The following is a 19,989-nucleotide window of genomic DNA, read 5'->3' as shown; positions in this document are numbered from 1 at the left end:
GTTCATGTGCGGCATCGCCGGTATCTATCATCTGCAGACGGCAAAGCCGGTCGATGCACTGCGTATCCGGGCGATGACCGATGCCATCGCTCATCGCGGACCCGACGGTGCCGATCTCTGGGTGGCGCCGGGGGTGGGCCTTGGGCATCGCCGGCTGGCGATCATCGACCTTGCCGGCGGTGCGCAGCCTATGGAGTCGAACGACGGTCAGGCCGTCATCACCTATAATGGCGAGGTCTATAATTATCGCGAGGTGCGCGCTGCGCTTCAGGCATGCGGTCGCAGCTTCCGGACGAACAGCGACACCGAGGTCATCCTCGAGGCGTGGCGCCAATGGGGCCCCGATTGTCTGTCCCGCCTCAACGGCATGTTCGCTTTCGCGATCCATGATCGCGAGCGCGGCTGCCTGTTCCTGGCCCGTGACCGGCTGGGCGTGAAACCGCTCCATTATGCCGAGCTGTCGGATGGCAGCGTGATCTTCGGATCGGAGCTGAAGGCGCTGCTCGCCCACCCCCTCTTGCGTCGCGTGCCGGACTTCAGCGCGGTCGATGATTATCTCGGCCTGGGCTATGTGCCCGACGATGCCTGCATTCTCGCCGGCGTCCGCAAATTGCCGGCGGGCCACTATCTGATGCTGCGCCGCGGGCAGGGCGTTCCTGCGCCGATCGCCTGGTGGGACGTGACCTTCGCCGATCGGGCGCGCGGCTCCGCTGCCTCGCTCTCCGACGAACTCGCCACCCTGATGCGCGCGTCGGTGGCCGACCGGATGGTGGCGGACGTCCCGCTCGGAGCCTTTCTGTCGGGCGGTGTCGACAGCTCCTCGGTGGTCGCCCTGATGGCGGAAGCCAGCCCACAGGCGGTCAAGACCTGCTCGATCGGTTTCGACCATCCCGATTATGACGAGACGCGGTACGCAGCGCAGGTCGCCGAACGTTTCGCGACCGAACATCGCACGCGCATCGTCTCCTCCGACGATTATGGGCTGATCGACCGGCTGGTGGAGGCCTTCGACGAACCCTTTGCCGACGCCTCGGCTCTGCCCACCTATCGCGTATCGGAACTTGCGCGTGAGAATGTGACGGTGGCGCTGTCCGGTGACGGCGCCGACGAGGCCTTTGCCGGCTATCGGCGGTACGTCTTCTTCCGCAACGAGGAGCGTCTTCGCTCGGTCCTGCCGGGCGGGTTGCGCGCCAGCGTCTTCGGCGCCCTGGGGCGTGTCTATCCCAAGCTCGACTGGGCGCCCCAGTTCCTGCGGGCGCGGTCGACCTTCGCCGAGCTCGGGCGCTCGAGCGAGGAGGCCTATGCCGGCGCCGTGGGCGTGACGGCACGCGAGGACCGACTTCGGATCTACACGGACCGCGCCGTCCGCGACCTGCAGGGGCACCGCGCCGAGGATCGCTATATTCGCACGATGCGCGATGCACCTGCCCGCGACCCGCTCGACCGCGCGCAATATGCCGATCTGAAGATCTGGCTTCCCGGCGACATCCTCACCAAGGTCGATCGCGCCAGCATGGCGGTGAGCCTGGAAGCGCGAGAGCCGCTGCTCGACTATCGGCTGATCGAGTTCGGGGCGCGACTGCCGCAGTCGATGCGCATAAGGGGCACGACCGGCAAGTGGCTGATGAAGAAGGCCATGCGCCGCTATCTGCCCGATGACATCCTCTATCGGCGAAAGATGGGCTTCTCGACGCCGATCGGCGCGTGGTTCCGTGGCCCTTTGTCGGGCGAGGCCCAGCGGATCGCCCAAGGGTCAGCGCTGGTCGAAAGCGGCTGGTTCGATGTCGCGGCGCTCGACCGGATCGTGACCGAGCATCGGAGCGGCCGCCTCGATCATGGCCGGCTGCTTTGGCAGTTGCTGATGCTAGACCGATCGCTCGGCCGCCTGTTCGGGATCGGCTGAACCGGGCCGGGCGCCTATTTGACGTCGAGAAGCTCGATCTCGAACATCAGCCAGCTGTCGGGCGGCACCGGCCCCTTGCCCTTGCGACCATAGGCGGCTGAGGGCGGAACGATCAAAGTACGGACTCCTCCGACGCGCATTCCCGTCAGGCCATCGTCCCATCCCTTGATGACGAGTCCGTCACCGAGCCGAAAGCTGAGCGGCGTGCCGCCATGCGAAGAGTCGAACTTGCGTCCCCGTTCGTCCTTCGCCGGGTCGTAGAACCAGCCGGTATAGTGGACGACGAGCGTCTTGCCCTTGCGAGCCTCGGCGCCGGCACCGCTCTCCAGATCCTCGATCCTGATGGTTTCGACCTCGGGCTGTTGTGCCGAGGCGGGTGGGCCGGCTGCGACGGCGGTCATGATCGTCAGGGAGAGAAACAGCGGGAACATGGGGCAGCGGCTCGCTCTAGAAAAACTCATCCAATATGAGGTGGAACTCGAGCCTCCGCTCGTCGATGTCCACGATCCCGTAGCGCCGCACGAAGCGCTGTTGCAGATCGCGGCCGAACTCGCCCAGCGAGTTCCAGGCGATGGCGATGTCCTGATAGCGGTCGGCCAGCCCAAGGCGGCCGACATCGATGCAGGTGACCGGCTGGCCGCTCGGGAACAGCAGATTGTCGAGCGAATAGTCGCCATGGGCCACGACCTGGTCCGTGCCCGATGGTGCCAGGCGCACGAGGCGTTCCCAAAGCGCCTCTGGCGTTTCGCCCTGGCGCTCCTCGTCGAAATCGTCCTGGTCGACCAGCCCTTGTTCCATGCGCCGCTTCGCCAGAGCGAGACGAAGTTCGGCACCGGCGGTGAACGGGCAGTCGCTCGGGGGGATGGCATGCAATCGGCGGAGATGATCGGCCATGGCATCGACCACCGCCCCGCGTTCGGACATGGTACCGGTCGTTAGCAATTCATAGGCGGTGCAGCCCCCGACCGCGTCGGTCAGCAGCCAGGCTTCAACGGGAAGCGAAACGAAGCCGCCAATGCCAGGAACGGCGATACGAGCCTGCAACCATTGCAACCGCACATATTCGTCGATGAGGTCGCCGACATGCTGCTCGGGCGCGTGTTTCAGATAGCGCGCCGGTTGTCCGGACGGGTTCGTCAGACAGAAAATCGCACAGCCAGACTCACCCACCAGATCGCGGTGCCAGAAGAGCCCGTCGACGGAGGGAGCGAGACTGGAGGGCAGGGCTGGAGGAGAACAGGGTTCACGGCGTGGCATGGATATCACCCGCGATGCGCCCAAGCATTGTTCGTCACGCACAGGCCTCGTCGAGCTGCTCGATCAATCGGTCCACATCCTGCGGCTTTACTCGTCCAACGGTATAGGCCGGAATCGGAATGATGCGCATCATCTGCGCCATCTGCCACCGCGCGAGGCCCATGCGGCGCATTGCCGGGAGGCGGTAGACAAGGTCTTTCGACCGCTGGAGGAGGTCCGTCGGACGCAGGCGGGTCAGTTGCCCATCATAGGACGCCTCGGGATCGATCATCACGATAGCCCGAAGCGGTGCCGGCTCCGGATGGAAGGCGTCGACGACCGGCAGCTTGAACTTGTCCATACCGCCCGTCACTCGCTCCAGATCGGCCGCGTCTATCTTCATCCGATCGAGCGCGTCCTGCCAGAGCTTGACCCGAGGGAAGCTCGGCAGGGCGCGGGGCGGTCCGTCCTCGGACAGGTCGAGGAGCGTCACGTCGTCGGCCATCATCGCCCGCCCACGGTCGATCAGCATCGCGGCGAGCGTCGATTTGCCTGCGCCGGAACGCCCGCTGAAAGCGGCTACGCCCGTGCCGAAGCGCAGACAGGCAGCGTGAAGCGGAAACAGGCCCCAGCGCATCGCGGCGATCGCGAAGACCGAGCCATAAAGATAGGTCCGGATCGCGGGGTCGTCAGGATCGGTTTCGAGTTCGATCGTGATCGATCGTCCGTCGGGAGAGATCAGCCAGGCGGCGGTGCCGACGATGTGCAGACGGCAGCGACCGTCACGCGCGACCTGCATATGGGGCGCCTCCGACATCACATCGTCCAGCGCTGGGGCCGCACCGATCCGGATCGACAGGTCAGCCTCGCCGCCGGCAGTCCACAGCGGAAGGTCGGGAAGCGCGATCTCGCTGGAGATATGGCGCAAGGCAAAGGACCATGCGCGGGTCTCCGAAAGAACGGGCAAGGGCTGGGCAGAGGTCAATCAAATCTCACCACGAATGACGGTACCTGCCCCCCGTGACGCAGGCGGCAAAGGAAGGCAAGCCGGGGATCAGTCGGGGTAGACGGCTTCGACAAAGTAGAGTCCGTCCGGGGGGGCATTCAGCCCGAGCCGCGATCGGTCCGCTGACGCCAGCGCATCGGCCAGATCGTCGCGCGACCAGCGTCCCTGGCCGACCAGGGCAAGGCACCCGACCATCGAGCGAACCTGATGATGGAGGAAGGAGCGCGCCGCCGCTTCGATCTCGATCGCATCCCCGGCACGACGCACGTCGAGACGGTCGAGCGTCTTGACCGGGCTTTCCGCCTGGCAGTGGGCGGACCGGAAGGTGGTGAAGTCGTGCCGCCCGACCAGCGCCTGCGCCGCTGCATGCATCGCGTGATCGTCGAGCGGGTTTGCGAGCTGCCAGGCCAGTCCGCGCTCGAAGGTCAGCGGAGCCCGCCGGTTGACGATGCGGTAGATATAACGCCGCCCGATGCAGGAAAAGCGCGCATGCCAGTCGTCAGCCACCTCTTGCACGGCGAGGATCGACACCGGCGCCGGACGCAGATGCGCGTTGAGCGCCTCGCCGAGGCGAAAGGCGGCGATCGGCCTGTCGACATCGACATGGGCGACCATGGCCCGGGCGTGGACGCCCGCATCGGTCCTGCCGGCGGCGTGCACAGGAGGGCTTTCTCCGGTGATCGCCGTAACCGCTTCCTCGATCGCCTGCTGCACGCTCGGTCCGTGCGCTTGCCGCTGCCAGCCCATGAAGGGCCGTCCGTCGAATTCGACGGTCAGGCGGAAGCGGGTCATGCGATGACGGTGCCGGCCGCTATGTCGAAGCCGCGGAGCAACTCGTCCGTCGCCATCGCCGCCTTGCCAGCGCGCTGGACGCGGATCGGTCGGATGGCGCCGCCGCCGCATGCGATCGTCAGGCGATCGTCAAGCACTTCGCCGGATGCGCCTGCGGCTGCGTCCTCGACGATCGAACAGGCAAGGATGCGGATGCGCTCGCCGTCTTGTTCGAACCAGGCACCCGGCGCCGGGTTGAACGCGCGCACCTGGCGTTCCACCTCCGCCGCCGGCCGCGTGAAGTCGAGCCGCGCTTCGGCCTTGTCGATCTTGGCGGCGTAGGTGACGCCGTCCTCCGGTTGCACGACCGGCGGATAGGCCTCGATCTTGTCGAGCACGTCCACCATGAGAGCGGCGCCCGATCGGGCGAGTTCGTCGGTCAGCGCGCCTGCGGTCTTGCGGCCTATGGGAGTGCGCAGGATCGCGAGCATCGGGCCGGTGTCCAGCCCGCGTTCCATCTGCATGATCGTTACGCCCGTCTCGACATCGCCGGCCAGTATTGCGCGCTGCACGGGTGCCGCGCCGCGCCAGCGCGGGAGCAGCGAACCGTGCACGTTGAGGCAGCCGAGGCGCGGCGCGTCGAGGATCGGCTGCGGCAGGATCAGGCCATAGGCCGCAACCACGGCGGCATCGAGGTCGAGGCTGGCAAAGTCGGCCTGGGCCTGCTCGTCGCGGAGCGAAACGGGATAGCGGACCTCCAGGCCGAGCGCTTCCGCGCGCTTCTGCACGGGCGATGGCGACAGCGCCTTGCCGCGTCCTGCGGGCCGGGGCGGCTGGCAGTAGACCGCGACGATCTCATGCCCGGCAACGGCCAGGGCATCGAGCGTGGGGACGGCGAAATCGGGTGTTCCCATGAAGGCAATGCGCATATGCCCTCTGAAACGCTTGCCATGCCAACATGCAAGCCCATATCGAAGACGCCATGTCGTCTCCCGAGATAGAAATGCTCACCCAGGCGCTTGCGAGGTTGCCCGGCCTGGGGCCGAGGTCCGCGCGCCGTGCGGTGCTGCACCTCCTCAAGAAGCGGGAGATCGCGCTCGAGCCGCTGCTGCGGGCGCTGGAGTCGGTCAATCTGCGCCTGACCGACTGCCATGTCTGCGGCAATGTGGACACCAGCGATCCCTGCGGCATCTGCGCGGATCCCCGCCGTGATGCGCGCATGCTGTGCGTGGTAGAGGAGGTTGCCGACCTCTGGGCACTGGATCGCTCGCGCCTGTTCCCCGGACGCTACCATATATTGGGCGGGCGGCTCTCGGCCTTGGATGGTGTGCGGCCCGAGGACCTGACGATCGACCTGCTCGTGAGCCGCGTCGCGGCGGGCGGTGTCGACGAGGTCGTGCTCGCGATGAACGCGACGCTGGAAGGACAGACTACCGCCCATTACATCGCGGATCGGCTCGAAAGCTATCCGGTGCGGCTGACCCAGCTCGCCCACGGCCTGCCCGTTGGCGGCGAACTCGATTATCTCGATGAAGGAACGCTGGCCCAGGCGCTTCGTGCGCGACGCCCGGTCAGCTGACGGCCTTCGTTCGGCCAGCGTTCAGCTTGATGTATCGATAGTATAGGAGACCTGTCTCCAGCTCGGGTCAGCCATGCTGAAGGAGAGCAGGATGAAACGCGTCTTCATCAAAGCAATCGCCGCCCTCGCGCTCACCAGCTCGATCGCCGTAGCCGTGCCCGCCGAGGCCCGGCCCGGGCGATGGGGCTATGATCGGGATTATGGCCGGCACTGGGGCGGCCGCGACCGGTATCGCTGGGATCGCGGCTATCGCGACTACGGATATTGGCGCGGACCACCGCGCCGCTATTATTATGGGCCCCCGCCTCGATATGGTTGGGGTTATGGATGGGCGCCACCGCGCCGATATCATTACCGCGACCGTGGCGGGGACGTACTGCTGGGCGCCCTGGCAGGTGTGGCGATAGGTGCGGCCATCGCCGACGGCCGATAACGGCGGAACTCTAGCCGTCCGTCGGCGCGAACCGGCGGGCGGCCTTTTCCTTGACGATTCGGCCCCGAATACCTAGCTCCCGCACATGGCCATTCTTCCGATCCTAGAGACGCCGGACCCCCGGCTGCGGACCAAGTCGCTGCCCGTGGACCAGGTCGACGACGACGTCCGTGCGCTCATCGCCGACATGTTCGAGACGATGTACGACGCTCCGGGGATCGGGCTCGCCGCGATACAGGTCGGCGTGCCGAAGCGGATCCTGGTAATCGACCTGCAGGAAGAAGAGGATGCCGAGGGCAAGCCCATCCGCAACCCTCGGGTGTTCATCAATCCCGAACTGTTCGATCCGTCGGACGAGCATAATCTCTACACCGAAGGCTGTCTTTCGGTGCCCGATCAGTTTGCAGAGGTGGAGCGGCCCGCGGTGGTCCATGCCCGCTGGCTGGACGCGCAGGGCAACAGCCATGAGGAGCGGCTCGACGGTCTTCTCGCGACCTGCCTCCAGCATGAGATGGACCATCTCGAAGGCATATTGTTCATCGATCATCTGTCCCGGCTGAAGCGCGACATGCTGCTCAAGAAGCTGGACAAGGCCCGCCGTACGCACGCGGCCTGATCCGCTCCACAGGACGTCAGGCGTCGGCCCAGCGCCGCAGCAGATTATGATAGACGCCGGTCAGGCGGATGACCGCGTCGTCGGACTGTCCCCTGTCGGCCGCGACGCTCTGGATCGCTGAGTCGAGGTCGAACAATGTGGACCGGGCGCCGTCGTCGCGTACCATGCTCTGGATCCAGAAAAAGGAGCAGAGGCGCTCGCCCCGCGTGACGGGCGTGACGCGATGCAGGCTTGACGCTGGATAGAGGATCATGTCGCCGGCGCTGAGCTTCACGCTGTGGGTGCCCAGCGTGTCCTCGACGACGAGGTCGCCGCCGTCATAGCTTTCCGGCTCGGCGAGGAAGAGCGTCGCGGAAAGGTCCGACCTGATGCGAAAATCAGTACCGCGCTTCAGTCGGATCGCATTGTCGACATGGGTGCCGAAGGACTCTCCCTCGCCATAGCGATTGAACAACGGCGGAAACACCTTGAGCGGGAGTGCCGCCGCGACGAACAACGGGGATGCCCCGAGCGCGTCGAGGATAATCGACCCTGCCGCGCGGGCCGCTTCGCAGTCTTCAGGCAACTGGCGGTTGCGCTTGGCGAGTGCCGACTGGTGGCCCGAGGTTGCGTTGCCGTCGATCCAGTCCGCTTCACTGAGCAGTCGGCGAACCTGCGCCAGCGCGTCGCCCGAAAGCAAACCGGGAATGGCGATCATCATGCGAAGTCAGCCGCGCAGGATGAAGGGGATCGGCATCAGCCCGCGCACCTCGACCGGTACGCCATCTCGCAGCATCGGTTGCCAGCGCCAGCGGCGGGCCGCCTCGAGCGCTGCCCGGTCGAGTCGGTCGAAGCCGCTGCTTTCCGCGACCGTCACCTGCGCGACCCGGCCATCGGTGCCGATCAGCAGACGAAGCACGACCGTGCCCTGCTCCTTCTTCCGGCGCGACTCGATTGGATAACGGGGCGGCTCGCCTTCGATCATCCGCTCTTCGAGATTGGCCATGCTGACGGGTCCTGCCGCAGGTGGGGCCACGGGCGCGGGGCGGGGCGGGGGCGGCGCAGGCGACGTCATCACGGGCGGCGGCGCGACCGCGACGCTCTGCACGATCGGCGGAGGAGCCACGACAGGCGACTCGACCGGCCGCTCGATCGTGGGCTCAGGTTTGGGCCGTTCCACGACTGCGGGCGGGGCCGGTTCGGCGATCAGGTCGACAACCAGCGGCGCGGGCTTTGGCTTGGGCATGGGGATGACGTCGAGTTTCACGAGGGCGACGAGCGCCAGCAGGTGCAGGGCCGCAATGGCGAGGATTCCGCCCCAGTTTGGGCGGCGGTCGACGCCATAGACCGAGTGGTGCAGGGGCGCTGCGACCGTGGTCGTCGTGGCCGCTGCGGGGCGCGCGGGCGGCGTGTCGAAGAACAAGGCATGCGCGTCTTCGAAATCCTGTTTGCCGAGCGTCGCGTGCATGGTCACCTGCTCACTCCCGAGAGAATATCTCCGCTAATACAGGAAATAGTGAGAATCAATCGCATTAGCATTTGATTCGCGTCAAGGACGGCGATTGCAATGCGTGACGCGCAGCGCCTCAGCCTCTATGGGTGACCGATGCCCCGCCAAAAAACCTCCGGTCTCCCGACCCGCGACCAGATCCTCGACTTCATCGTCAAATCCGAGACACCCGCCGGCAAGCGCGAGATCGCCAAGGCCTTCGGCCTGCACGGCGCCGCGAAGATCGAGCTCAAGGCCCTGCTCAAGGACATGGCCGACGAGGGGCTGATCGACAGCGGCCGGGGGCGCGCCTTTCACAAGATGGGCGGCATCCCCAAGATGACGGTGCTGCGGATCACCGACGTCACCGACGAGGGCGTCCCGCTCGCCGTACCCGAGACCTGGCATGGCGAACATGGCCCGCCGCCGCAGCTGCGGGTCAAAGAAACGCGCGGCCGCAAGGGCCCGGCGCTCGGCGTCGGCGACCGCATCCTGGCGCGGACCGAGGAAGCAGGGCGCGGCTGGATCGCCCATCCGCTCAAGAAGCTTGAGCGCGGCGAGGCGCTGCTGCTCGGTGTCCTGCATCGCGACGGCGACCGTTTGTGGCTGCGGCCCGTCGACAAGCGCGAGAAGCGCGACACGCTCGTCTCCGATGCGGGCGATGCGGAGCCGGGCGATCTCGTTCTGGCCGAAAAGGCGGGCCGCCCACCGCGCATCACCGCGCGGGTGACGGAGCGGCTGGGCGACCCCTTCGCGCCACGCTCGTTCAGCCTCGTCGCGATCCACAAATTCGGCATCCCCGACGCGATGCCGGAAACGGTGATCGAGGAGGCAGAGCTGGTCCGCAGGCTGCGGCTGGGAGCGGAGCGAGAAGACCTGCGCGACCTGCCGATCGTTGCGATCGATCCTGCCGACGCGCGCGACCATGACGACGCGATCTGGGCGATGCCCGACGATGACCCCGCGAACCGCGGCGGCTTCAAGGCGATCGTCGCGATCGCCGACGTGTCCTTCTACGTGCGGCCCGGTTCTGCGCTCGACCGCGAGGCGAAGAAGCGCGGCAACAGCGTCTATTTTCCCGATCGTGTCGTACCGATGCTGCCAGAGGCTCTGTCGGCGGGTATCTGCTCGCTGAAAGCGGGTGAGGACCGGGCGGCGATGGTCTGCCACCTCGTGATCAAGGCCGACGGCACGCTCGCCAGCTGGCGCTTCTCGCGGGCCGTTGTCCGGCTCGCCGCCAATATCGCCTATGAAGACGCGCAGGCCGCGATTGACGGTGAGCCGATCGAAGGCGGCTGGGATCGCAACCTGACCAATGTCGCGCTCAGGCCGCTTTGGGCGTGCTGGAAGGCGCTGGCAGCTGCGCGCGACAAGCGGGAGCCGCTCGACCTCGATCTGCCCGAGCGGCGCGTGGTTCTCGACGAGAAGGGCCGTATCCTTTCGGTCGCGCCGCGTGAGCGGCTGGACGCCCATCGGCTGGTCGAGGATTTCATGATCGCGGCCAATGTCGCGGCGGCCAAGGCGTTGGAGGCCAAGAAGGCGCCGGTCATGTACCGCGACCATGAGCCGCCGAGCCGCGAGAAGCTTGTCGCGCTCAAGGACTATCTGGCCACGTTCGACATGGAATTCGCGCTCGGGCAGGTCGTCCGGCCGTCGACCTTCAACCAGATCCTCAAGCGGGTGACCGACGACACGATCCGTCCCCAGATCATGGAACAGGTTCTGCGCAGCCAGACCCAGGCCTATTATGCGCCGGCCAATACGGGCCATTTCGGCCTTGCGCTCGGCAGCTACGCGCATTTCACCAGCCCGATCCGGCGCTACGCGGACCTTCTCGTTCACCGCTCGCTGGTGGGGGCCTATGGTCTCGAAGCGGGCAAGGTGGAGATCGACGGGGCGGGCCGCACCGGAGACATCGTTCCTCGCACCGCGCTGACGCTCGAGGAGGGGGAGCGGATGACGGCGATCGGCGAGCTTATCAGCAAGGCCGAGCGACGGGCGATGGAGGCCGAGCGCGACACCGTGGATCGCTATGTCGCCGCCTATCTGTCGACGAAGGTCGGCGAGTTGCTCGACACGCGAATCACCGGCGTGCAGTCCTTCGGCTTTTTCGCGACGGTCGAGGGCTTTGGCGGGGACGGCCTCGTGCCCGTCTCGACGCTGGGTGCCGAGCGCTTCCGCTATGACGAGAAGGCCCAGGCTCTCGAGGGCGAGGAGAGCGGCGAGCGCTATGTGCCCGGCATGAAAATAAGGCTGCGTCTGGTCGAGGCCGATCCGATCAACGGGTCGCTGCGCTTCGAGCTGGAGGAAGGGGCGAACCACCTGCCGATGCGCGGACCGCGCGGACCCCGCAAGGGTGGGCGTCCGATCGTCGGCCGTCGCGGACGCCCGGGCAATATCCGTCATAACGGGCGTCGCCGCTGAGCGGCGTCACCCGCGGCGCGCAGCGGGTCAGAGGCGCGGCAGCGTCACGCCTTGCTGGCCCATATATTTGCCGAGCCGGTCCGCATAGCTGATCTCGCAGGGCTCGTTGCCCTGTAGGAACAGGAACTGGCACGCGCCCTCATTGGCGTAGATCTTGGCGGGCAGCGGGGTGGTGTTGGAGAATTCCAGCGTCACATGCCCCTCCCAGCCGGGTTCCAGCGGCGTGACGTTCACGATGATCCCGCAGCGGGCATAGGTCGACTTGCCGAGACAGATCACGAGCACATCGCGCGGCACGCGGAAATATTCGACCGTGCGTGCGAGGGCGAAGCTGTTGGGCGGGATCACGCACACGTCGGTCTCTCGATCGACGAAGCTGTTCGCCGCGAAATTCTTCGGGTCGACCGTGGCCGAGTCGACATTGGTGAAGATCTTGAACTCGGGCGCCACGCGGGCGTCATAACCGTAGGAGGACAGGCCGTAGCTGATGCAGCCATCGCGGCGCTGTGCCTCGACGAAGGGCGCGATCATGCCGTTCTTCGTCGCCTGCTCGCGAATCCACTTGTCCGACATGATCGTCATGAAGGCGGTACCCTCTTTACCTGATGCCGAGATCGGCGGGGCCGAAGGCGTGCGGCAACAGCTCCGACGCCCGAAAATGGCGGAAGGCGCTTCCATCGGCCGATGCGCAGTAAATGTCCACGTCGGATCCCGACAGATCCGCGGCCTCATTGATGATCTGGCGACAACGACCGCAGGGCGTGACGAGGCCCTGGCCGCTGATCGTTCCGTCCTTGGCCAGCGCGCCGCCGACGACGCCGATCGCCGCGATGTCGCGCAGCCTTCCCTGGGCGCTGGCGCTCGCGATCGCGACCGTCTCGGCGCAGAGCGACAAGCCATAGCTCGCATTCTCGAAATTGGTTCCCGTGACGACCGATCCGTCGGTCAGGAGAACCGCCGCACCGACGCCGAAGTTGGAATAAGGCGCATGGGCATGGCGTGCAGCGTCGCGCGCTGCCTCGATCAGGACACGGCCCGCGACCTCGCGCATGTCCACCGGTTCAGCCACGGATGTGCAACACGCAGATGAGGGTGAACAACCGCCGCGCCGTATCGAAATCCACGTCGATCTTTCCTTCCAGCCGCTCCTTGAGAAGCTGTGCGGCCTCGTTGTGGATGCCGCGCCGGGCCATGTCCACGGTCTCGATCTGCTGCGCGGTCGAGGTCCGGATCGCCTGGAAATAGCTGTCGCAGATAGCGAAATAGTCGCGGATCGGCCGGCGGAAGCTGCCCAGGCCCAGGATCAGCGTCTCCAGCAATTCGTCGCTCTGTGCCTGGATATCGATCGCCAGGCGGCCCTCCTCGACGCGCAGCTTGACCTTGTACGGGCCCGCATATCCCTGCGGATAGGCCCGCAGCGGCTTGAAGTAATTCTCTTCGAGCAGGTCGAAGATGGCGACGCGCCGCTCCTGCTCCACATCGGCGTTGCGCCAGATGATCGTTTTCTCGTCGAGATCGATGGCGATGATGCGCGGATCGGACATTGTTTCGCGCATTAGCGCCCGTCGCCCGCCTTGGCAAAGCGAAGCATGCAGAACCTTGGTTCTGCATGCTTCCAGTTGCCTCGGGGGAGGATCTCAGTCGATGATGGGGACGGCGGTGGCCGCAGCGGCGGTGGCGGGCGTTTCGGGAGACGGTCGGGGTGCGTTGGCCGTCCGTTCGTCTTCCTCGCGAATATGGTCGCGCACGATCGACAGCAATTCGGAGAGTGTCTCGCGCTGAGTCGTCGTCAATGGAGCGAGCACGCGCTCTTCCAGCGTGCTGGCGATGTCCGACAACTCGCTGACGATCGGCGCAGCCCTGTCGGTCAGATGGATACGCCACACCCGCCGGTCGGCCGGATCTGCGCGGCGTTCGACCAGGCCGGCCTCGGCAAGCCGGTCGACCATGCGGCACAGGGTGATCCGCTCGACGTCGAGCATTTCCGCGAGTTCGCTCTGGGTGGGGCCTTCGGCAGCGGCCAGGCTGATCAGGACCCGCCATTGCGGCCGGGTGATCCCGCGCGACCTGGCACGCGCGTCGAACCAGTAGCGCGACCTCCGGGCGATGTCGTGCGTCAGAAACGAAATGCGCCGATTCGGTTCTGTATGCATGCTTACATTATGCCGACGAACATTAAGTCGTGCAAGCAGAGTGCGTTGTAGCAATCCACAGGATCGTCCAGAGCTTTTTGCGGCGCCGGTCGACGCGCCGCTTGCGGCGCGGCCCCGGTGAGCGGATAACCGGCACATGGCTGAACCTATACGTATTCCCACGCCGGCTCCGGCCGACGCGCCCTCCATGCCGCAGAACATCGAAGCGGAGGCGGCGCTGCTCGGCGCGATGATGCTGGACAACAGGATCGTCGAGGATGTCCAGGTGCGCCTGCGGCCCGAACATTTCTTCGAACCGCTGCACGGCCGGATCTACGAGGCGATTCTGCGCCTTGTCGACCGCAACATGCTGGCCACGCCAGTGACGCTGAGGCCCTTGTTCGAGGGCGACGTCGGCATGCGCGAGCTGGGCGGCCCCTCCTATCTGGCGCAGCTGACCGGTAGCGGTGCCGCGATCATCGGCGCGCGCGACTTCGCGCAGCAGATCTATGATCTGGCGCTGCTTCGTGCACTGATCGGCGTGGGCCGCAACATGGTCGAAGGCGCGCTCGACACGTCGGAAGAGGTCGACCCGAAGTCGCAGATCGAGCAGGCGGAAATCTCGCTCTACAAGGTCGCCGAACAGGGCGGCGAGGAAGGCAGCGTCAAGAGCTTCGCCCAGGCGACCAAGACGGTCATCGAGACGGCGAGCGCCGCGCTCAATTCGGGTGGCCATGTCGCCGGCCTGACGACGGGGCTCGAGCGGCTGAACGCCAAGATCGGCGGCCTGCATCCGTCCGACCTCATCATCCTCGCGGGCCGTCCGGGCATGGGAAAGACGTCGCTCGCGACGAACATCGCCTTCAACGTGGCGGCCCGCTACATGCGCGACCAGCAGGATGGGATCAGCCCCTCGGTCGGTGCGCCCTGTGCCTTCTTCAGTCTGGAAATGTCGGCCGACCAGCTGGCGGGCCGCGTGCTCTCGGAACAGGCCGAGATCAGCTCCGAACAGATTCGCATGGGCAAGCTCACTCATAATGAGTTCACGGCCTTCGCCCGGGCGGCGCAGGAGCTTGAGACTTTGCCGCTCTACATCGACGACACGCCGGGCCTGACGATCGCGGCGCTCCGGACGCGCGCCCGCCGCCTGAAGCGCCAGAAGGGCATCGGCGTCATCGTCGTCGACTATCTCCAGCTGCTGCAGGGCTCGGGCAAGAGCTCCGACGGCAACCGCGTGCAGGAGATTTCGGAAATCAGCCGTGGCCTCAAGACGCTGGCGAAGGAGCTGAGCGTCCCGGTGATCGCGCTGTCCCAGCTCAGCCGTGCCGTCGAGCAGCGCGAGAACAAGAAGCCGGTCCTCTCGGATCTGCGTGAGTCGGGTTCGATCGAGCAGGACGCCGACATGGTCTGGTTCGTCTATCGTGAGGAATATTATCTCAACCTGATTCGCCCTAAAGAGGCTTCAGCCGCAGCCGGCGATAGCGCCGTGGACGTGACTGCTTTCGAGGATTGGCAGCTGAAGATGGCGCGCGCGCACAATCGCGCCGAACTGGTGATCGCCAAGCAGCGTCATGGCTCGACGGGCACGATCCCCATGAAATTCGAGAGCAAGTTCACCAAATTCTCCGATCTGGCGGACGATTATTACAATCCGAACGATTATGAGTGAGCCGTTCTTGTTGCGCTGCAACGCAAGCTGACGCTCATTTTCGTCGCTATTGCGGCTTTGCGCAGGTGACAAAGCGCAGAAAAGGTGGTTTTCTTATCCAGCACCCGGAATAGCGGGGCGTTGGGGAAGAGGATGCCGCGATGTCCTACATCGATCGCACCATGGATCAGCTGCTGGTGGCCGCCATCATGTGCGTGCCCTTCTACATGGCCTATAAGATCGGCGTTTTCCTGATCGACTGAGATCGGCACCGACCGACCAGGGATCAGAAGACGGGCTCGTCTCCAGGGTTCGTCAGCGGCTCGCCATGAATGCCGCACTCGACCTTGTCCCAGCCACGCCAGCGCCCGGCGCGGGGGTCTTCTCCCGGCTTGACCACGCTGGTGCAGGGGGCGCAGCCGATCGACAGATAGCCTTTGGCCTCAAGCGGGTGGCGCGGCAGATCGCGGCTCTCGAACCATGCGTCGAGATCGGGCTTGCCCCAGTCGGCCAGCGGATTGAACTTGATGCGGTCGCCGTCCAGCTCGAATCGGGCGATGCCCGATCGGGTCGATGCCTGGAAGCCCTTGCGGCCCGAAATCGACGCGTCGAACCCGCGCATGGCGGCGGCGAGGGGCAGTACCTTGCGGATTTCGCAGCACCCATCCGGATCGTAGGACCAGCGCAGGCCGGTCGCGTCCTTGGCCTCGATCGTCGCGGCCTCCGGAGTGATGTTGCGGACGTCCCGGAGGCCGAGGCGCTCGACCAGCAGGTCTCGATAGGCGAGCGTCTCGTCGAACATCTTGCCCGTGTCGAGAAAGATCACAGGCGTGGCCGGATCGGCCTGGGCTACGAGGTCCAGCAGAACAGCGGACTCGGTACCGAAAGACGACACGACGGCGACGCGACTGAGGAGCTTTTCCTCGAGCACGGTCTTGATCATGTCGGCCGTTGCGACTCCCTCGAAGCGCGCGTTGAGCGCAGCGACGTCCGCCGCCGTAAAGCGCGGTGCGGTGTCGATGCGGTCGATCCTGCGCGCCGGCTCAGCCATGCCGCCGGGCCCATATGGGCGCGCGTCCGTCCACCGTCTTTTGATAGACGTGAGCCTGGAGCGAGAGGAGCTTGTCGAGCACGTCCCGGTCGATCTCCGCGTCGCTAAGAAAGGCGTCGAAGCCGCAGCGGCGCATCGGCCCGATCTGGTCGACCAGGACGTCGCCCGCCGCGCGCAGTTCGCCCGTATAGCCGGCCTCGCGCAGGATGCTGCCGATCGAATAACCCCGGCCGTCGCGGAATTTGGGAAAGGACACCTCGATCAGCGACAGCCGCGACAGATGCGGAATCAGGGCACGCGGATCGTCGGTCGGCTCGAGCCGTACGGCAGTTGCGTTCGACTGGCCCAGAAAGGCGTCCAGCGTGACGGCAGGCTCTTCATGTGTCTCGTCGTCGCGAAACCGGATGAGGTCACCCATAGATCGCCTCCTTGAACGGCGCTTCGCCGACCCGGCGATAGGTGTCGATGAAACGCTCGCCCTCGGCGCGGAGCGTCGTGTAGACGTTCACCGCCTTCTCGATCGCGTCGACGACGCCATCCTCGGAGAAGCCGGGACCGATGATCTTGGCGAGGCTGGCATCTTCCGCACCCGAGCCGCCAAAGGAGAGCTGATAATTCTCTTCGCCCTTCCGATCGACGCCGAGGATGCCGATGTGGCCGGCATGGTGGTGGCCACAGGCGTTGATGCAGCCAGAGATTTTCAGCTTGAGCTCGCCCAGATCCCGCTGGCGATCGATCGCGCCGAAACGCTCCGAGATCTTCTGCGCGAGCGGGATCGAACGCGCATTGGCCAGGCTGCAATAGTCGAGTCCGGGGCAGGCGATGATGTCCCCGACCAGGTCGAGGTTGGGCGTCGCGAGGCCGGCGGCGTCGAGCTTCTGCCAGATGGCGTAGAGGTCGCTCTTGCGAACATGCGGCAGGACGATGTTCTGCGCATGGGTCACGCGCAGCTCGTCGAAGCTGTAGGTCTCCGCAAGCTCGGCCATCAGGTCGATCTGCGCCGAGCTGGCATCGCCCGGAATGCCGCCGGTCGGCTTCAAGCTGATGTTGACGATCGCATAGCCCGGCGCCTTGTGCGCCACGACCTGCTGGTCGAGCCACAGCGCGAAATCCGGGTCGCTGCGATCGATCTCGTCGCTCAAGCCGCTCTCGAAGGCGGGCGGCGCGAAATGGGCGGCGATGCGATCGAACTCGGCCTGGGGTGCATCGAGGCCGAGGGTGCGGGTGTGGAGGAACTCCTCTTCGACCTGACGACGATATTCGTCGGCGCCGATCTCATGGACGAGGATCTTGATCCGCGCCTTGTAGAGATTGTCGCGGCGGCCATAGCGATTGTACACGCGCAGGCAGGCTTCCATGTAGCTCAGGAAATCGGCCTTGGGCAGGAAGTCGCGGATCACCGGAGCGATCATCGGGGTGCGGCCCATGCCGCCGCCGACGAACACGCGGAAGCCGGTTTCCCCTGCTTCGTTGCGATGGATCTGCAGGCCAATGTCGTGCAGGCGCACCGCCGCGCGATCCTCTTCGGATCCGATCACGGCGATCTTGAACTTGCGCGGCAGATAGCTGAACTCGGGGTGGAAGGTGCTCCACTGGCGCAGCAGCTCCGCCCAGGGGCGCGGATCCTCGATCTCGTCCGCGGCGGCGCCTGCATATTGATCGGACGAGATGTTGCGGATGCAGTTCCCGCTGGTCTGGATGGCATGCATCTCGACCGTCGCCAGCTCGGCGAGGATATCCGGTGCGTCCGCCAGCTTGATCCAGTTATACTGGAGGTTCTGCCGGGTCGTGAAGTGACCGTAGTCCTTGTCATATTTGCGGGCGATGTGCGCCAGCATGTGCATCTGCTTGCCCGACAGCGTGCCATAGGGGATGGCAACGCGCAGCATATAGGCGTGCAGCTGGAGATAGAGCCCGTTCATCAGCCGCAGCGGCTTGAACTGGTCCTCGGTCATCTCGCCGCTGAGGCGACGGCGCACCTGATCGCGAAACTCTTCGACGCGGGCGTCGACGATCGCCTGGTCATATTGGTCGTACTGATACATGTCAGATCACCCAGTCGCCGATGGTGGGGTCGGCCGGCTTGAGGCCGAGGTCGGGACGCACCGTCGGGCCGATGGCGCGGATGCGGTCCTTGATGTGGGCGGGGCGGGGGCCTTCGCCGGTGAGCTCGGCCTGGATCACATAGGGGCCGTTTACGTGCCGGGCGGCTTCCTCGCGCGCGCCAATGGCCTCTCCCTGTCCGTCGACATCGACCGCATGTTCGATATGGCGCGACCAGCCGTCGCCGGTCCACCAGATCACGTCGCCCGTGACCAGATCGTTGCCCGTCAGAATCTTCACGCTTCGTCTTTCATCCGTTCGGCCCGGGCAGCAAAGGCGGCCAGGCGGTTTTGGGCATCCGAGAGCAGGACCACTTCGCCGACGACGATGATCGCAGGGCTTTCGACGCCCTCGCGTTCGACCATGTCGCCCAGATCGGCGAGCAGTGTCCGCATCGCCCGCGATCCCTCCAGCGTACCCTTTTCGAGCACCGCGACGGGCATGTCGGGGGCGACGCCGTCCGCCATCAGCTTGTCGGCGATCATCGAGGCGGTGGTGACACCCATATAGATCACGAGCGTCCTGCCCTGTCCTGCGAGACCCGACCAGTCCTGCTCGCTCAGCCCCTTGCAGGTGCCGGCGACGAAGCTGACTGCGCTCGACCAGTCACGGTGGGTCAGCGGCAGCATGGCTTCCGCCGCGCAGCCCAGCGCCGAGGAGACGCCGGGGATGACTTCGACCGGCAGGCCGGCCGCGCGGACGGCCTCGACCTCTTCGCCGCCGCGGCCGAAGACGAACGGATCGCCGCCTTTCAGGCGGACGACGACAGAACCCGCCTTCACATGAGCGATGATCAGCGCGTTGATCGCGTCCTGGGGCAGGGTGTGCCGGTCGCGCTTCTTGGCGACCGAAATGCGCTGTGCAGTTTCAGGCGCATAATCGAGCACGCGCGGATCGATCAGTCCGTCATGCACGACGACGTCGGCAGACCGCAGCGCATCGACCGCGCGGAGCGTCAGCAGCCCGGGATCGCCCGGGCCCGCGCCGACGAGAATGACGCGCCCACGCGCATCGGGATCGAGCAAGGAAGCCATGCTTGCCAAATGGGCCTTGCCGCGATCACGCGCAATTCAGCGTTGCTTGGGGGGCAACCAAGTTTTCTTTGCTCAAGCAGTTAGCTGCCGGAAGACGCTCCGTCGAGCAGGTCCTCAATGTCGCCCTTGATCGCCTCGGGCTTGGTGATGGGAGCGTAGCGGCTGACGACCTGGCCGTTGCGGTCGATCAGGAATTTGGTGAAGTTCCATTTGATCCCCTCGGTGCCGAGGACGCCCTTCGCCTTGCTCTTGAGCCAGGCATAGAGCGGATGGGCGTCGGGGCCGTTCACGTCGATCTTGGCGAACATCGGGAATTTGACGTCATAGCTGGTGCGGCAGAAGGTCGCGATTTCCTCCGCATCGCCCGGCTCCTGCGCCCCGAACTGGTTGCAGGGGAAGCCGAGCACGACGAGCCCCTTGTCCGAGAGCTCCTCGTGCAGTTTCTCCAGGCCGTCATATTGCGGCGTGAAGCCGCACTTGCTCGCGGTGTTGACGATCAGCAGGACCTTGTCGCGATACTGGTCGAGCGAGACTTCGCTGCCGTCGATCGCCTTCGCCGAAAAATCATAGACCGTGCTCATCCGT

The 19,989-nt window shown here is 65.7% G+C and carries 23 protein-coding genes; 6 read left to right on the top strand and 17 right to left on the bottom strand.

Going from position 1 to position 19,989, the window contains the following annotated elements; translation table 11 throughout:
* Positions 1–4 precede the first annotated feature (4 nt).
* Positions 5–1,903, top strand: a complete 1,899-nt coding sequence (locus G6P88_RS07205; RefSeq protein WP_165322540.1) for an XrtA/PEP-CTERM system amidotransferase — start codon at positions 5–7, stop codon at positions 1,901–1,903.
* 14 nt (positions 1,904–1,917) lie between these two features.
* On the opposite strand, the gene G6P88_RS07200 is transcribed toward G6P88_RS07205, so the two are convergent.
* From G6P88_RS07200 to fmt, 5 genes are all read right to left on the bottom strand, one after another.
* Entirely contained in the window at positions 1,918–2,334 is a 417-nt protein-coding gene (locus tag G6P88_RS07200; protein WP_165322539.1) for an FKBP-type peptidyl-prolyl cis-trans isomerase, read from the bottom strand.
* Positions 2,335–2,350: 16 nt separating this feature from the next.
* Positions 2,351–3,160, bottom strand: a complete 810-nt coding sequence (locus G6P88_RS07195) for an APH(3') family aminoglycoside O-phosphotransferase (protein WP_165322538.1) — start codon at positions 3,158–3,160, stop codon at positions 2,351–2,353.
* Positions 3,161–3,194: 34 nt separating this feature from the next.
* Entirely contained in the window at positions 3,195–4,106 is a 912-nt protein-coding gene (locus G6P88_RS07190; RefSeq protein ID WP_165322537.1) for a phosphoenolpyruvate carboxykinase (ATP), read from the bottom strand.
* An 87-nt stretch (positions 4,107–4,193) separates the two neighbouring features.
* Positions 4,194–4,937 carry a tRNA pseudouridine(38-40) synthase TruA gene (truA, locus tag G6P88_RS07185; protein WP_165322536.1) on the bottom strand — a complete coding sequence of 248 codons (744 nt, stop codon included), beginning with the start codon at positions 4,935–4,937 and terminating at the stop codon, positions 4,194–4,196.
* The gene (fmt, locus tag G6P88_RS07180; protein WP_165322535.1) at positions 4,934–5,845 is read right to left on the bottom strand and encodes a methionyl-tRNA formyltransferase; all 912 of its coding nucleotides are present in this window, start codon (positions 5,843–5,845) and stop codon (positions 4,934–4,936) included. Before fmt ends, truA begins: the two co-directional genes overlap by 4 nt.
* A gap of 53 nt (positions 5,846–5,898) precedes the next feature.
* On the opposite strand from fmt, the gene recR reads away from it, so the two are divergent.
* The 3 genes from recR to def all read left to right on the top strand — a co-directional run bounded on the left by recR (position 5,899) and on the right by def (position 7,544).
* On the top strand, positions 5,899–6,495 hold the full coding sequence (recR, locus tag G6P88_RS07175; protein ID WP_165324990.1) for a recombination mediator RecR: 597 nt from the start codon (positions 5,899–5,901) through the stop codon (positions 6,493–6,495).
* 91 nt (positions 6,496–6,586) lie between these two features.
* Positions 6,587–6,928, top strand: a complete 342-nt coding sequence (locus G6P88_RS07170) for a hypothetical protein (RefSeq protein ID WP_165322534.1) — start codon at positions 6,587–6,589, stop codon at positions 6,926–6,928.
* An 85-nt stretch (positions 6,929–7,013) separates the two neighbouring features.
* Positions 7,014–7,544, top strand: a complete 531-nt coding sequence (gene def / locus G6P88_RS07165) for a peptide deformylase (protein ID WP_165322533.1) — start codon at positions 7,014–7,016, stop codon at positions 7,542–7,544.
* 16 nt (positions 7,545–7,560) lie between these two features.
* Here def and G6P88_RS07160 read toward each other — a convergent pair whose 3' ends face one another.
* On the bottom strand, positions 7,561–8,244 hold the full coding sequence (locus G6P88_RS07160) for a Fe2+-dependent dioxygenase (protein WP_165322532.1): 684 nt from the start codon (positions 8,242–8,244) through the stop codon (positions 7,561–7,563).
* A 6-nt stretch (positions 8,245–8,250) separates the two neighbouring features.
* Positions 8,251–8,991 (bottom strand): energy transducer TonB, encoded by a 741-nt coding sequence (locus tag G6P88_RS07155; protein WP_165324988.1) that lies wholly within the window; start codon positions 8,989–8,991, stop codon positions 8,251–8,253.
* A 138-nt stretch (positions 8,992–9,129) separates the two neighbouring features.
* On the opposite strand from G6P88_RS07155, the gene G6P88_RS07150 reads away from it, so the two are divergent.
* Positions 9,130–11,436 (top strand): ribonuclease R family protein, encoded by a 2,307-nt coding sequence (locus tag G6P88_RS07150; protein WP_165322531.1) that lies wholly within the window; start codon positions 9,130–9,132, stop codon positions 11,434–11,436.
* A gap of 27 nt (positions 11,437–11,463) precedes the next feature.
* Here the strand turns inward: G6P88_RS07150 and dcd are convergent, their stop codons facing one another.
* The 4 genes from dcd to G6P88_RS07130 all read right to left on the bottom strand — a co-directional run bounded on the left by dcd (position 11,464) and on the right by G6P88_RS07130 (position 13,589).
* Complete coding sequence (dcd, locus tag G6P88_RS07145) at positions 11,464–12,018, bottom strand: dCTP deaminase (RefSeq protein WP_165322530.1); 555 nt, start codon at positions 12,016–12,018, stop codon at positions 11,464–11,466.
* A gap of 16 nt (positions 12,019–12,034) precedes the next feature.
* Positions 12,035–12,487, bottom strand: a complete 453-nt coding sequence (gene cdd, locus G6P88_RS07140; protein WP_165324986.1) for a cytidine deaminase — start codon at positions 12,485–12,487, stop codon at positions 12,035–12,037.
* Positions 12,488–12,497: 10 nt separating this feature from the next.
* Positions 12,498–12,980: a UPF0262 family protein gene (locus G6P88_RS07135; protein WP_165322529.1), complete on the bottom strand. Its 483-nt coding sequence runs from the start codon at positions 12,978–12,980 to the stop codon at positions 12,498–12,500.
* Positions 12,981–13,073: 93 nt separating this feature from the next.
* Positions 13,074–13,589 carry a MarR family winged helix-turn-helix transcriptional regulator gene (locus G6P88_RS07130; protein ID WP_165322528.1) on the bottom strand — a complete coding sequence of 172 codons (516 nt, stop codon included), beginning with the start codon at positions 13,587–13,589 and terminating at the stop codon, positions 13,074–13,076.
* 136 nt (positions 13,590–13,725) lie between these two features.
* Here G6P88_RS07130 and G6P88_RS07125 point away from each other — a divergent pair, with 136 nt between their 5' ends.
* Positions 13,726–15,237, top strand: a complete 1,512-nt coding sequence (locus tag G6P88_RS07125) for a replicative DNA helicase (protein WP_165322527.1) — start codon at positions 13,726–13,728, stop codon at positions 15,235–15,237.
* Between the two features lie 265 nt (positions 15,238–15,502).
* Here the strand turns inward: G6P88_RS07125 and G6P88_RS07120 are convergent, their stop codons facing one another.
* The 6 genes from G6P88_RS07120 to G6P88_RS07095 form a co-directional block, all read right to left on the bottom strand.
* Positions 15,503–16,267, bottom strand: coding sequence for a phosphoadenylyl-sulfate reductase (locus tag G6P88_RS07120; protein WP_165322526.1), 765 nt, complete (start codon positions 16,265–16,267; stop codon positions 15,503–15,505).
* Entirely contained in the window at positions 16,260–16,685 is a 426-nt protein-coding gene (locus tag G6P88_RS07115) for a DUF934 domain-containing protein (RefSeq protein WP_165322525.1), read from the bottom strand. The genes G6P88_RS07120 and G6P88_RS07115 overlap by 8 nt, the downstream gene beginning before the upstream one ends.
* Positions 16,678–18,312 carry a nitrite/sulfite reductase gene (locus tag G6P88_RS07110; protein WP_165322524.1) on the bottom strand — a complete coding sequence of 545 codons (1,635 nt, stop codon included), beginning with the start codon at positions 18,310–18,312 and terminating at the stop codon, positions 16,678–16,680. Before G6P88_RS07110 ends, G6P88_RS07115 begins: the two co-directional genes overlap by 8 nt.
* A gap of 1 nt (position 18,313) precedes the next feature.
* A complete protein-coding gene (locus G6P88_RS07105; protein ID WP_165322523.1) occupies positions 18,314–18,610 on the bottom strand; it encodes a DUF2849 domain-containing protein in 297 nt (98 codons plus the stop codon).
* Positions 18,607–19,404, bottom strand: coding sequence for a uroporphyrinogen-III C-methyltransferase (gene cobA, locus G6P88_RS07100; RefSeq protein ID WP_165322522.1), 798 nt, complete (start codon positions 19,402–19,404; stop codon positions 18,607–18,609). The genes G6P88_RS07105 and cobA overlap by 4 nt, the downstream gene beginning before the upstream one ends.
* Before the next feature lie 80 nt (positions 19,405–19,484).
* On the bottom strand, positions 19,485–19,985 hold the full coding sequence (locus tag G6P88_RS07095; RefSeq protein WP_165322521.1) for a glutathione peroxidase: 501 nt from the start codon (positions 19,983–19,985) through the stop codon (positions 19,485–19,487).
* Positions 19,986–19,989: the final 4 nt, after the last annotated feature.

This window comes from Rhizorhabdus phycosphaerae, assembly GCF_011044255.1.
Classification (GTDB): domain Bacteria; phylum Pseudomonadota; class Alphaproteobacteria; order Sphingomonadales; family Sphingomonadaceae; genus Rhizorhabdus; species Rhizorhabdus phycosphaerae.
This window is presented reverse-complemented; position numbering and strand designations above follow the sequence as displayed.

Bases quoted from the DNA above. Each gene is read 5' to 3' on its own strand.
- G6P88_RS07155 (WP_165324988.1), bottom strand. From the start codon at position 8,991: ATGCACGCGACGCTCGGCAAACAGGATTTCGAAGACGCGCATGCCTTG.
- G6P88_RS07150 (WP_165322531.1), top strand. From the start codon at position 9,130: ATGCCCCGCCAAAAAACCTCCGGTCTCCCGACCCGCGACCAGATCCTC.
- G6P88_RS07195 (WP_165322538.1), bottom strand. From the start codon at position 3,160: ATGCCACGCCGTGAACCCTGTTCTCCTCCAGCCCTGCCCTCCAGTCTC.
- G6P88_RS07200 (WP_165322539.1), bottom strand. From the start codon at position 2,334: ATGTTCCCGCTGTTTCTCTCCCTGACGATCATGACCGCCGTCGCAGCC.
- G6P88_RS07095 (WP_165322521.1), bottom strand. From the start codon at position 19,985: ATGAGCACGGTCTATGATTTTTCGGCGAAGGCGATCGACGGCAGCGAA.
- G6P88_RS07110 (WP_165322524.1), bottom strand. From the start codon at position 18,312: ATGTATCAGTACGACCAATATGACCAGGCGATCGTCGACGCCCGCGTC.
- truA (WP_165322536.1), bottom strand. From the start codon at position 4,937: ATGACCCGCTTCCGCCTGACCGTCGAATTCGACGGACGGCCCTTCATG.
- def (WP_165322533.1), top strand. From the start codon at position 7,014: ATGGCCATTCTTCCGATCCTAGAGACGCCGGACCCCCGGCTGCGGACC.
- cobA (WP_165322522.1), bottom strand. From the start codon at position 19,404: ATGGCTTCCTTGCTCGATCCCGATGCGCGTGGGCGCGTCATTCTCGTC.
- dcd (WP_165322530.1), bottom strand. From the start codon at position 12,018: ATGACGATCATGTCGGACAAGTGGATTCGCGAGCAGGCGACGAAGAAC.
- G6P88_RS07160 (WP_165322532.1), bottom strand. From the start codon at position 8,244: ATGATGATCGCCATTCCCGGTTTGCTTTCGGGCGACGCGCTGGCGCAG.
- G6P88_RS07135 (WP_165322529.1), bottom strand. From the start codon at position 12,980: ATGTCCGATCCGCGCATCATCGCCATCGATCTCGACGAGAAAACGATC.
- G6P88_RS07170 (WP_165322534.1), top strand. From the start codon at position 6,587: ATGAAACGCGTCTTCATCAAAGCAATCGCCGCCCTCGCGCTCACCAGC.
- G6P88_RS07115 (WP_165322525.1), bottom strand. From the start codon at position 16,685: ATGGGTGACCTCATCCGGTTTCGCGACGACGAGACACATGAAGAGCCT.
- G6P88_RS07120 (WP_165322526.1), bottom strand. From the start codon at position 16,267: ATGGCTGAGCCGGCGCGCAGGATCGACCGCATCGACACCGCACCGCGC.
- G6P88_RS07130 (WP_165322528.1), bottom strand. From the start codon at position 13,589: ATGCATACAGAACCGAATCGGCGCATTTCGTTTCTGACGCACGACATC.
- cdd (WP_165324986.1), bottom strand. From the start codon at position 12,487: ATGCGCGAGGTCGCGGGCCGTGTCCTGATCGAGGCAGCGCGCGACGCT.
- G6P88_RS07205 (WP_165322540.1), top strand. From the start codon at position 5: ATGTGCGGCATCGCCGGTATCTATCATCTGCAGACGGCAAAGCCGGTC.
- G6P88_RS07125 (WP_165322527.1), top strand. From the start codon at position 13,726: ATGGCTGAACCTATACGTATTCCCACGCCGGCTCCGGCCGACGCGCCC.
- recR (WP_165324990.1), top strand. From the start codon at position 5,899: ATGTCGTCTCCCGAGATAGAAATGCTCACCCAGGCGCTTGCGAGGTTG.
- fmt (WP_165322535.1), bottom strand. From the start codon at position 5,845: ATGCGCATTGCCTTCATGGGAACACCCGATTTCGCCGTCCCCACGCTC.